The organism is Boseongicola sp., from assembly GCF_057460485.1.
Window position 1 is genome coordinate 1 of the sequence record NZ_JBVCWP010000112.1, and the last position, 11575, is coordinate 11575.

General features: G+C 57.5%; 14 protein-coding genes and 1 pseudogene. 6 read left to right on the forward strand and 9 right to left on the reverse strand.

The genetic code is table 11. The features are described 5' to 3' along the window. A partial coding sequence (locus AC221Y_RS13275; protein ID WP_486707497.1) for a substrate-binding domain-containing protein occupies positions 1-294 on the forward strand: 294 nt, incomplete at its 5' end. Here the strand turns inward: AC221Y_RS13275 and AC221Y_RS13280 are convergent. The 3 genes from AC221Y_RS13280 to AC221Y_RS13290 are packed head-to-tail and all read right to left on the reverse strand — an operon-like array spanning position 291 to position 3449. Continuing rightward, positions 291-1424, reverse strand: coding sequence for a Gfo/Idh/MocA family protein (locus AC221Y_RS13280; RefSeq protein ID WP_299752925.1), 1134 nt, complete (start codon positions 1422-1424; stop codon positions 291-293). The two genes, AC221Y_RS13275 and AC221Y_RS13280, sit on opposite strands and share 4 nt — an antisense overlap. Before the next feature lie 11 nt (positions 1425-1435). After that, entirely contained in the window at positions 1436-2332 is an 897-nt protein-coding gene (locus tag AC221Y_RS13285; protein ID WP_486707498.1) for a TIM barrel protein, read from the reverse strand. Positions 2333-2345: 13 nt separating this feature from the next. After that, complete coding sequence (locus AC221Y_RS13290) at positions 2346-3449, reverse strand: Gfo/Idh/MocA family protein (RefSeq protein ID WP_299757441.1); 1104 nt, start codon at positions 3447-3449, stop codon at positions 2346-2348. Positions 3450-3571: 122 nt separating this feature from the next. Between AC221Y_RS13290 and iolD the strand changes: the two genes are divergently transcribed. From iolD to iolG, 5 genes are read left to right on the forward strand one after another with little or no spacing between them, the layout of a single operon-like run. Next, complete coding sequence (iolD, locus tag AC221Y_RS13295) at positions 3572-5437, forward strand: 3D-(3,5/4)-trihydroxycyclohexane-1,2-dione acylhydrolase (decyclizing) (protein ID WP_486707499.1); 1866 nt, start codon at positions 3572-3574, stop codon at positions 5435-5437. After that, entirely contained in the window at positions 5437-6426 is a 990-nt protein-coding gene (gene iolC, locus AC221Y_RS13300; protein ID WP_299753286.1) for a 5-dehydro-2-deoxygluconokinase, read from the forward strand. The genes iolD and iolC overlap by 1 nt, the downstream gene beginning before the upstream one ends. 14 nt (positions 6427-6440) lie before the next feature. Next, a complete protein-coding gene (locus tag AC221Y_RS13305) occupies positions 6441-7283 on the forward strand; it encodes a 5-deoxy-glucuronate isomerase (protein ID WP_299753288.1) in 843 nt (280 codons plus the stop codon). Further along, entirely contained in the window at positions 7280-8110 is an 831-nt protein-coding gene (locus AC221Y_RS13310) for a class II fructose-bisphosphate aldolase (RefSeq protein ID WP_299753290.1), read from the forward strand. Before AC221Y_RS13305 ends, AC221Y_RS13310 begins: the two co-directional genes overlap by 4 nt. 13 nt (positions 8111-8123) lie before the next feature. Further along, positions 8124-9113, forward strand: coding sequence for an inositol 2-dehydrogenase (gene iolG / locus AC221Y_RS13315; protein WP_299753292.1), 990 nt, complete (start codon positions 8124-8126; stop codon positions 9111-9113). Positions 9114-9122: 9 nt separating this feature from the next. On the opposite strand, the gene AC221Y_RS13320 is transcribed toward iolG, so the two are convergent. The 6 genes and pseudogenes from AC221Y_RS13320 to AC221Y_RS13345 form a co-directional block, all read right to left on the reverse strand. Then, positions 9123-9422 (reverse strand): AMP-binding enzyme, encoded by a 300-nt coding sequence (locus AC221Y_RS13320; protein ID WP_486707500.1) that lies wholly within the window; start codon positions 9420-9422, stop codon positions 9123-9125. Between the two features lie 5 nt (positions 9423-9427). Then, on the reverse strand, positions 9428-9811 hold the full coding sequence (locus AC221Y_RS13325) for an AMP-binding protein (RefSeq protein WP_299753296.1): 384 nt from the start codon (positions 9809-9811) through the stop codon (positions 9428-9430). Between the two features lie 44 nt (positions 9812-9855). Then, positions 9856-10164: an AMP-binding protein gene (locus tag AC221Y_RS13330; protein ID WP_486707501.1), complete on the reverse strand. Its 309-nt coding sequence runs from the start codon at positions 10162-10164 to the stop codon at positions 9856-9858. Then, entirely contained in the window at positions 10110-10502 is a 393-nt protein-coding gene (locus AC221Y_RS13335; RefSeq protein WP_486707502.1) for an AMP-binding protein, read from the reverse strand. Before AC221Y_RS13335 ends, AC221Y_RS13330 begins: the two co-directional genes overlap by 55 nt. Continuing rightward, positions 10417-10728 (reverse strand): hypothetical protein, encoded by a 312-nt coding sequence (locus AC221Y_RS13340; RefSeq protein ID WP_299753302.1) that lies wholly within the window; start codon positions 10726-10728, stop codon positions 10417-10419. The genes AC221Y_RS13335 and AC221Y_RS13340 overlap by 86 nt, the downstream gene beginning before the upstream one ends. Positions 10729-10764: 36 nt before the next feature. After that, positions 10765-11544: pseudogene (locus AC221Y_RS13345) on the reverse strand (malonyl-CoA decarboxylase domain-containing protein). Positions 11545-11575 lie beyond the last annotated feature (31 nt).

Below are 11575 nucleotides of genomic sequence, written 5' to 3' on the forward strand. Positions count from 1 at the left end.
GCCGAGGCCTATTTCTGCGGTGACGATGTGCTGTCGATCGGCGCACTCAGTGCTTTGGCCGATAAAGGTCTGAACGTGCCGGGTGACATCGGGATCATCGGGTTAAATGATATGGATATGGCGCGCTGGGAGAACATCAACCTGACCACCATCCGCCAACCGATTCGACAGATCATCGACAGTTCGGTCGAGCTTGTTGTGGCGATGCTCGATAAGCCCGAGCGCCCCCCCGAGGGTCGGTTTTTTGCCTGCGAGATCGTCGAGCGAGGCACGCTGCGCCCCGCCAAAACTTAGCGGAACATCGGCGGACGGGCATCCACCCAGACGCCGTGCTTCGCGGCGGAATCAACTGCCGCAAACACAGCCGCCATCGACCGTAGTCCGTCCTCAGCAGTTGGAAGGTTGCCCTTCCCCTCGCCGCGCAGTTTCGCCGCCAGATCGACGTAGATGTTCGCGACCGCCAAGGGAAAGCCCTCGGGATGCGCAATGGCGACGCGGCTCATGCGTTGCGCATCTTCTGACAGACCCGCCTCACCCTTTTCAATGATCTCGGTACGTCCGCCAAGGCGGCTGTAAATGATCTGGTTCGGCTGTTCAGACGCCCATCGCATTCCGCCTAGCTCGCCGTACACCTGAATGTCCAACCCATGCTGACGTCCAAGCGCAATCGTCGACGTCCAAAGCCGCCCGACTGTGCCTTTCGCGGTGCGGAAGTTCACCATCGCGTCGTCTTCCAGCACGCGTCCCTGCACGGTTGACGCAAAGTCCGCCGACAGTGTTTCGACTTCGTCGCCAGTGATGAAGCTGGCTAAATGCAACGCGTGGATACCACAATCCGCCATCTGACCCGAGACCCCGGCCTGCGCCGGATCATACCGCCAGCGCACCCGTGGGTTTTCTGCATCGTCGCCGCCCGCGTGATGTCCGTGGCTGAAGTTGGTGACAACCGTACGGATCGCGCCAAGCTCGCCCGCCGCGACCATCGCTTTCATCTGCCGCACCATGGGATAGGCCGAGTAACAATAGTTGACGGCGCAAACCTTTCCGGTCGCTTTTGCAACACGCACGATCTCTTCGCCCTCTTGCACAGTCATCGTCATCGGCTTTTCACAAAGCACATTAAAGCCCGCCTCAAGGAAGGACTTTGTAATCTCGAAGTGCGTGTTGTTTGGCGTCGCTACGGTGACCAGATCGACCTTGTCGTCACGATTTCGCTCACCCGCCAGCATCTCCTGCCAGTTTCCATATGCGCGATCAGCTTCAATCCCGAGGGACTGAGCATAGGCTTTCCCCTTTGCGGGTTCGGCATCTAAAGCACCAGCAAAAAAGGTAAAATTTCCATCTGCCTGAGCGCCAAGCCGGTGTGCCGGTCCGATCTGACTGCCTTCACCGCCGCCAATCATGCCCCATTTCAGTTTCGCCATAGTCAGGCTCCTTAGCTAAAGCCGATGGATTGCAGATAGGCGCGGTTTGTCCTGGCATCGCCAAGCGCATCGGTATCAGGCAGCGTCGGATCACAGTCCTGTTCAACCGTACACCATCCGTCAAAGCCATTCTCGACAAGAATTTCGCGCACACGCGGAAAGTTAACGTCGCCGTCACCAAGATTACAAAAAATGCCCTGTCCACAGGCGTCATAGAACCCGGTGCCTTTGGCAATCACGTCGGCTTTCACCACAGGATCAATGTCCTTAAAGTGCATATAGCTGATGCGCCCGATGTGGCGTTCCATGAAGGCAACAGGGTCAAAACCGGCATATGAATGGTGGCCCGTATCAAAGCAAATCTTCAGAATGCTTTCATCAACTTCGTTCAAAAGACGCTCAAGTTCCGGCTCAAAATCTATGAAGCCCGCCGCATGCGCATGGATGCCAACAGTCAGGCCAAACTCCTCGGTCCCAATTCTTGCGACCTGCGCAATGCGATCACGGTAGGCGGTCCATTCGGCCTTATCCATCTGCTCGGCATCATCGGCGCGACCGGCGGTTGGTGCGCGGCGTGGCGAAATAGAATCGATCAAAACAAGATGCCGCGCGCCGTGTGCCCTCAACGCCTTGCAGGTTCGTACCGACGCATCCAGCACATCGTCCCATGCGCCTGCATCGTGAAACGGGCGAAAGACCACGCCGCCGATCAATTCAAGATCAAACTCCGAAAGGGCTTCGGACAGCACCGGCGGATCCTCGGGCATGAAGCCAACAGGCCCCAATTCGATGCCTTTGTACCCGGCTTGCGCGTTCTCGCGCAATACGTCGCGCCAGCCCGGATTACGGGCATCATCGGCAAATTCCACACCCCATGAACAGGGCGCATTTCCAATTCTAATCGTCACGCGCGGGTCTCCTTTAAACGCGTCCGACCTGGGTCCAGGCCCCGCCGGCATGTGATGTGCGGGCGGCCTCTACCACCCGCGAAACAGCAAGGCCATCCGCAAACGTCGGCCAGCAATTTTTATCGTCCGCAATCGCCTCGAGAAAATCTCGCGCCTCGATTACGATCTGATCTTGGTACCCGGTTCCGTGCCCTGGACCCTGACAAAACGGCGCGTAGTCTGGGTGCCCGGGGCCGGTCAAAATCTTGCGAAATCCACGCTCGACCTCGGGGCCCTCAGCCTTGTAAAGCCACAACGCATTCTGGTCTTCCTGATCAAATCGGATCGCACCTTTGGTGCCTGTGACCTCGTAGGCGTAGCCCATTTTTCGCCCCGTTGCCACACGACTAAAGAACATGTGGCCCATTGTTCCGTTCTCGAAACGGCACATCATTTGGGCGTGATCGTCATTCGTTACTGGCACGCCGCCGCGGTCTGAGTGAACAGTTTCGATCTGCGCCATCACGCTGGATATCGGGCCAATCAACGCGAGGCTGGCGTTGATCATGTGCGGCGCAAGGTCGCCCATTGTGCCGTTAGCATCCCCGTCCGTGCGCCATGAAGATGGCATGTCGGGATCTGCGAAAAAGTCTTCTGTATGCTCGCCACGAAACCAGGTGACTTCCCCGATGGTGCCATTTGCGATCAGAGCGCGTGCGTATTGCGAGGCTGGCGTGCGAATGTAATTGAAGCCCACCATGTTGACGCATCCGCTGGAGTTGGCAGCAGCGACCATGGCTTCGGCGTCTGCAACAGACGCCCCAAGCGGCTTCTCGCAAAACACAGGTTTGCCAAGTGAAAATGCCAATTCGGCCGCAGCGCGATGGGTCGATTGTGGAGAGGCAATCACCACTGCTTCGACGCCCTGATCGCGCACAAGTGCCTCCCAGTCGTCGGCCGCTCGGGCAAACCCGAAATCGGCACGATACCGCTCGGCAGACGCCTTCGACGACGCCGCAACCATCTCAAGACGCGGGCGTAACCGCGTGTTGAATACCGCGCCAACTGCGGCATGGGCGACGGCGTGAGCTTTACCCATATACCCGCCACCAATGATGCCTATGCCTATTTCCGTCATGTCCTACCCTCAAAAACACATTGCAACCGGTTGCAACACGGGTATCTTGTATCCGACAAGACCGTCAAGCATCTTGGTGCCTGAAAGGCCATATTTTGATACTCTCGGGGAGGACACGTCCGATGAGCGACCAAACCATCCGCCTGACCACAGCGCAGGCGATCATACGCTATCTGAACGCGCAATTCATTGTAATTGATGGAGAACGCCAACGCGTATGCGGCGGCGGCTTTGGCATTTTCGGCCATGGCAACGTCACCTGCCTGGGTGAGGCTCTCTATGATCACCGCGAGACACTGCCACTTTATCGCGGCCAAAACGAGCAAGGCATGGGATTCGCTGCCGCCGCCTACGCAAAGTATCACCTGCGCCGTCGGTTCATGTTTTGCACCGCGTCGGCTGGCCCCGGAACGGCGAACCTTTTGACCGCTGCTGCTCTTGCTCATGCGAACCGTTTACCAATGTTAATGCTCTGCGGTGACACCTTCCTGACCCGGCTGCCCGACCCTGTGCTGCAGCAGCTTGAGCACTTCAACAATCCGGCCCTGGGGCTGAACGATGGCTTTCAGTCGGTCACCCGTTACTGGGATCGCATCACTCATCCCGCACAGGTCATCCAATCGCTGCCAGCAGCCCTTGCCACGATGCTCGACCCGGGCGACTGTGGACCGGCCTTCATCGCCCTGCCGCAGGATGTGCAGGGCTGGGCGTACGATTATCCAGCGTCGTTTTTTGACGAAAAAACCCATCGTATTCGGCGCCTTACACCGGATGCGGACGAGGTTGCAGATGCGGTTGCCTTGCTGAAGTCAGCAGAACGACCCGTGATGATCGCCGGTGGTGGCGTCCAATATTCAGGGTCCGTAGCCGAGATGACGGCCTTTGCCGAAGCACACCAGATTCCAGTGATAGAGACAATTGCAGGGCGCGCTAACATGGTTAACGACCATGGATTAAACATTGGACCCATTGGCGTGACCGGGTCGAACAGCGCCAATTCAGTGGCCGAAGCTGCCGATGTGATCTTGTCCGTGGGTTGCCGCTTGCAAGACTTCACCACGGGGTCTTGGACGGCCTTTGCCAAGGACGCAAAGTTAATCTCGCTTAACGCCGCGCGCCATGACGCAGGCAAACACAAATCTCTTCCCGTAGTGGGGGATGCAAAACTTGGCCTGAGCGCGCTTGACGCAGCGATGGCTGGTTATCAGGCCCCGGCCTCTTGGGTCGACTTCGCCAAAGCCGAGCGTGCGAAATGGAACGCCTATGTCGCCGAAAACGTACGCCCTGGAAATCGCCCGAACTCCTACGCGCAGGTCATCGGCGCAGTGAACGCGCTCTGTGGCAAACGCGACCGCGTTGTGGCGGCAGCCGGAGGGCTTCCTGCGGAAGTCACGGCCAACTGGCGCACCCTTGATATCGGCACCGTCGACGTAGAATTCGGCTTTTCCTGCATGGGTTACGAGCTTGCTGGCGGTTGGGGCGCACGAATTGCCCAATCCGAAAAGGAACCCGACGCAGACACCATCGTCTTCACCGGAGACGGGTCCTATATGTTGATGAACTCTGACATCTATTCATCTGTCCTATCACAGAAAAAGATGATAGTGTTCGTTTTAGATAATGGCGGTTTTGCGGTCATCAACAAGCTGCAAAACAACACTGGCAACGAGAGCTTCAACAACCTTCTCGCGGACGCGCCAACCATTCCAGAAGCGTTCTCGGTCGACTATGTTGCACACGCCGCCTCTATGGGCGCCAACGCCGTTTTCGCCGACACGCCCGAGCAACTGACCCAAGCATTCAAGGCCGCGAAGACCTCGGACAAGACGTCCGTTATCGTGATGAACGTAGATGCCTACGACGGCTGGACAACCGAAGGTCACACGTGGTGGGAGGTCGGCACGCCGCATGTGACCGACAATCCGAAAGTGCGTGCAGCGCACATTGAGTGGGAAGAAAGTCGCTCCAAACAGCGCAAGGGTGTATAATGGACGTCCTTCAAGGCATCAAAAAGAACACTTTCGTCGTGGTAGGCCGCGTCGGGATTGATTTCTCGCCAGAACCCGCCGGTGTCGGTATCGAAGACGCTACGTCGATGATGGTCGCGATGGGCGGATCATCGGCCAACATAGCGGCGGGATTGGTAAAGTTCGGCTCGAAAGCGGCGTTGGTGACACGCGTTTCGAACGACGCAATCGGACGCTATTGCATCAGTCAACTGAACCGGTACGGCGTGGATGCGACCCATGTGAAGCCAATATCAGGTGAATTCAGAAACTCGCTGGCCGTCTACGAAACCCGCGTCGAGAACCACAATTCGGTGATTTACCGCAACGGGGCCGCCGATTTCCAAATGTGCATCGAAGATGTCGAAGCCGTTGATTACACTCAGTTTGGCGCATTGATAACGGCAGGGACAGTTTTTGCCGCAGAGCCGTCACGCTCGGCTGCGTTTCGTGCGTTTGAACTTGCAAAGGCCGCGGGATTGCCGGTGATTTTCGACGTCGACTATCGTCCTTATAGCTGGCCCTCGCCGCAAGTGGCCGAAGAAGTTCTCTCCAAGGCGGGCGCCATGGCGGACGTGATCGTCGCCAACGATGAAGAATTCGGCTTTATGGCGGGCGGCCTTGAAAAAGGCCTTGCGAAAGCGCGCGCCCTCGCTGCCACCACAGCCGCGATTGTAGTTTACAAAATGGGCCATCTCGGCGCGATAACTTTTGCAGATGGCACGGAAACCCAAAGCGGTATCTACCCGGTCCAGGCGGTAAAGCCGACCGGCGCGGGTGACAGTTTCATGGCCGGTTTTATCGCCTCATTGGCCGAGGGCCGCGACCTAAACAACGCCGTCATGCGGGGCTCGGCATGCGCCGCTATTGTCGTCGCAAAACCCGGCTGCGCGCCTGCTATGCCCACCGAAGATCAACTTGAGGCCTTCCTAGGCTCCCACCCCGGACCCAGTGTTCCAGACGTCATCTGAGAAGGATAGACCCAATGCATATCGCCCCATTTGACAACCAGAACATTCCCATCGTGGACGTGGACGATGGGCTTGTACCGCTGAATTATTTCAACATCGTAAAGCTGAAAAAGGGTGAGGCATTTGGCTATGCCGTGCCCGGATACGAAACGTGCATCGCACCGGCGACTGGTTTAATCGACGTGACTGTCGGCGGGTTCGGGGCCAATCAAATTGGCGGGCGTGGCGTCGACGTGTGGGACGGCGAGCCCGAGGGTGTCTATGCGCCAACCGGCATGGATGTGCGGTTTACCTGCCTGTCTGACAGCGCCGAGGTCTTCATCGCAGGTGCCAAATTCGACGACGTACTTGAGCCCTTCGCGGTTCGCGCCGACGAGATTGACTTTGTGCAATACGGCTCGGACGACACGAAAACACACCGCAAAATCAAACACATACTGGGGCAGAAGCAAAAAGACCGCGTCGGTCGTCTGCTGGTTTCAGAGCTGTACACAGTGGGCGCGGGCGGCTGGTCCGGCTTTCCAAGCCACAAACACGACACCGATCGCTTGCCCGACGAGACCCGCCACGACGAGACCTATAATTTCCGCTTCCGCCCGAATTACGGCTCAGGCCTTCAGATGCTTCAACGTGAAGACAACGAACCCGGCGATGCCTATCACATCGTCGACGGCTCCACGATTTGCATCGACAAGGGGTATCATCCTTGCTGCGTCCTTCCGGGCTATGAGATGTATTACTTCACCATTCTGGGCGGCCTCAGCCAGAGGTCCCTGGTGCAGTATTTTCAGGACACCCACAAAGAACAGCTCCACACCATTCCTGGCATCCTCGACATGGTGGCAAAGTTCAAATGACGCTCGCGACGCTTGCCGATGTGCTGCAGCCAGCGCTGAAGGGCGGATACGCCGTGGGCGGATTGGTGACGCTTGGGTGGGAAGACATGCGCGCCTACGTCGACGCCGCCGAAGCTGAAGGGTTGCCTGTGATTTTGCAGGCCGGACCCTCATGTCGTGCCCACACGCCCCTACCCGTTCTGGGCACTATGTTTCGCAATCTGGCGAACCGCGTGTCAGTTCCGGTCGTCGCACATCTTGACCATGGCTACACATTCGAGGACTGTGAAGAGGCGCTGGACTCTGGCTTTACCTCGCTGATGTTCGACGGATCGCGCAAGCCATTGGTGCAAAACATAGACGAGACTGCAAAGATCGCCGAAATGGCCCACGCTGCCGGGATTTCTTGCGAGGGCGAGATTGGTTTTGTGGGGTATAGCGACGGTGAAAACTCGCTGGGTACCGATCCCGATGAAGCCGCGCGGTTTGCCCGCGAAACCGGCGTGGACGGCATGGCAATCTCGGTTGGCAACGTCCATTTGCAGCAGAACAAAGAAGGCGGTCTGGATGAAGATCGCATCCGTGCGATTGAGACCATTACGGATGTACCGCTTGTTATCCACGGCGGTTCGGGCGTTCCAACTGATCAGCGAAAGCGCCTCGCTCAGACCACAAAGATTTGCAAATTCAATATCGGAACCGAGCTTCGGATAGCTTTTGGCGCCTCGCTTCGTGCAGCGCTGGCGGGCGACGTCGACAGCTTTGACCGGGTGCAAATCCTGAAACAGGTTGAACCAGACATCCAGACCGCCGCACGCCGCGTTTTGCGCGGTCTTGCCGCAGACTAACGAAGGATAAGATATGATTTCTATTGGTCTTTTGGGCTGTGGCCGTATCGGACAAGTCCACGCGCTTAGCCTTGCACGGATTGCCTCTGCAGGCCTAACAGCGGTCGCCGACACTGTGCCTGCGGCCGCCAAAGCGCTCGCCGCCAGCAGCGGCGCCGAGGTGCGCAGCGCAGACGAAATCATCGCCGCCACGGACATCGACGCGGTCATCGTCGCCACACCAACAACGCTTCACTACGACCAGATTCACGCGCTTGCTGCGGCGGGAAAAGCGATCTTCTGCGAAAAGCCGATTGACCTGTCGTCCGCACGCGCCGCCGAATGCCGCACCGCAGTCCAAGCCGCAGGTGTCGGCTTTTTCACCGCCTTCAACCGCCGGTTTGACCCGAACTTCGCGCACCTTCAGGCGCAGCTTGCAGCAGGCGTCATCGGCGACCCCGAGATTGTCGTCATAACCTCGCGCGACCCCTCCCCGCCGCCAATTTCTTACATCGAACAATCGGGCGGCCTGTTTCGCGATATGATGATCCACGACCTTGATATGGCGCGGTTTTTGCTGGGCGAAGAACCGGTCGAGATATTCGCCACCGGCGCTTGCCTTGTCGATCCCGCAATTGGCCACGCCGGGGACATCGACACCGCCGTCGTGACGTTGAAAACCGCTTCGGGCAAAATGTGCATGATCAACAACTCGCGCCGCGCGACCTACGGCTACGATCAACGTGTGGAAGTTCACGGCGCGAATGGCATGCTCAAAGCCGCCAACAAGCTTGAACATCAGGTTGAGGTTGCGGGCGCGGACGGGTTCACCACAGCACCCAATAAGCACTTCTTCCTTGAACGCTACTCCGATGCCTATGTTGCTGAAATGGAAGCCTTTATCGAGGCTATAGCCACAGGAACCGCGCCAAATCCATCAATAGACGATGGTGTGGCCGCGCAGCGCCTGGCCGACGCTGCCGCACAGTCTTTCGAGACGGGACAACCGGTAACGCTGACGTAAAAGCAAGCCTTACGCGTCCGCAGTAAAGCTTTCGCGCATGATGCTTTTTTTCGTTTTGCCCATAGTGTTACGTGGCAATGCAACCATCTCGCAATAAACGCGGGGATGCTGGAAGCGCGCTAGCGTGGACTCCACTGCCGCGCGCAACGCACCTTCATCAATCCCCGCAAGCCCCAGAGGCACGCAGGCGGCAACGATCATATCGCCAAAATCATGGTGCGAGACTCCGAAAACGGCTGTTTCTGATATCCCGTCCACGTCGTTCAGCACGTCTTCGATTTCTTTGGGATAGACATTGTAGCCGCCCATGATGATCAAATCCTTTTCGCTGCCAACGATGGAAAGATAGCCTTCCTTGCTGATCTGCCCAAGGTCGTCAGTGATGAAAACCGGTTCTCGCGCAGTTCTTCCGCTGTTTTGCCGGGCATCCGCCAGTAGCCTCGAAAAACATTCGACCCACGCACTTCGATCATGCCAATCTCGCCCGCCGTGACCAGTTCGCCCGTCTCACGCTTCGTCAGGCGCACTTCGGTTCCGGCAAGCGCAAAGCCAACCGTGCCCGTACGCCGCGCGCCGTCATAAGGGTTCGATATGATCATATTTGTCTCAGTCAACCCGTAACGTTCGAGAATGCGATTCCCGGTACGCGCGGTAAATGCCTCGTGCGTTTTGGCAAAAAGCGGCGCGCTTCCCAACACGAAAACCGCATATCAGCCACCCTTTCGCGGGTCAGCCGGTTGTCTCACAAAAGTCGCGTGTAGAACGTCGGAACGCCCATCATCAGCGTGGACACCGCCAAGGCCTCGATTATCTCGTCGATGTCGAACCCGGCCATAAACCGCACACGGGCCCCGGCCAAAAGTGCAGAGTTGATCGCCAAGAAAAAGCCCGTGCGTGTGGAAAATGGGTAAGGCATGAAACAAAGTGTCGTCTGATGTGATCTGCCGAAATCAGTCAATGCCCGCGCGTTCGACAACAGGTTGTCGTGGCTAAGCATCACGCCCTTTGAACGTCCTGTGACGCCCAAGGTATACAAAAGGGCGGCCAACACATCAGGGGGAAAGCCACGGTGGCAAACGTCCTAGGCTTGGCCGCAACGTCCCACATCAAAGTGCCTGAACCGTCGGCATTAAGGGTCAACACGACAGCATCCTGCCCGCGCGTGAGACCTGCGAGGCCAACCGTCGCTGCGTCGCCGCAAGCGATTAGGCTTGGCCCGGCGTCCTCTATAAAATAGGTTAACTCATCCTGTTTATACCCTGTATTCAAAGTTAAAAATGTCGCTCCGACCTGGAGTGTGGCGTCATAGAGCACCAGCATCTCCGACCGCTTCGGGGCCTGCACAACGATCCGATCCCCCGGGACGCACCCCGTGATCCCGCAAGACATGCGCCATTTGCGTGGCTTCCTGCACAAAGGCACGAAAGCTGATTTCGGCTGGGCGTCCAATCTCACTCACCGCCAAGAAAGTTGCATCGTTTTCGGAGTGGGGCGCAATCAGAGCGTCACACAGATGGTTCGTCACGGCGTGTTGGTCCTTTTGCCCGGCAGTAGCGGCCTTTACTTTCAATGCGCGCGACGTCGGAATGTCGCCCCCCGCACACCTATATCTCATGATTTTTCTCGATCAGCTTCAGATCGTAAAGGTAATTCACCATCGCCCGCTGGATTGTTCCCGCCCCTTGTGAGTTTTGTCCGCGTTAGCATGCGTGCCATGGATCAACGCGCCATTGCCAAGATGAAACCGCGCCACGGGATCGACCGGAACGCCGGCGTTAGTTTTTGCGTGTAACAGATAATGCGCCGCCACGGCTTCCACGACCTCATCCGTTGCCGTCCCGGCAAACACATCCAAGCAATGTGCATCCTCGCTTTGCGTCTTCAACCAGCGTTCCAGATCGGGGATCGGGGACAGCGTGACAAACGTACCGAGGTTCGGCAGTTCGTTGCTCAACTCGTCAATCACTTGTTTGATCAGAAGGTTGCCGAACGAAATTCCGCTCAGCCCTGTCTGGCAATTTTAGACCGAGTAAAACACAGCCACCGAAGTCTCCGCCGCGTCGTTCAATTCACGGTCGTCGCTTAGAACGTGCTGGATCGAATTCGGGACCGACTTGGTCAGCGTAACTTCAACGAAAATAAGCGGCTCGTCTGGCATAGTGGGGCGAAAATACGCAAAGCACCGACGATCCCGCGGACGCCGCCGACGACGCAGATCATCCCAGTCATTGATCGCATGCACCGCTTCATAGGCGACGATTTCTTCAAGAACGCCGGCGGGCGTGTCCCACGAAATCTGGCGCAGAAGCAGAAAACGGCGATCGAACCAGCTTCGCAGCAAATGCTGCGAATCAAGGTCGGTACGGCGCAAGTCTGGGTGATCTTTTAAAACCGCCAGATGATCGACGCGCATCGAAGCAAGTGTGGCCATGGCCCCTGTCGATTGGTTCAAACGCCTCAGC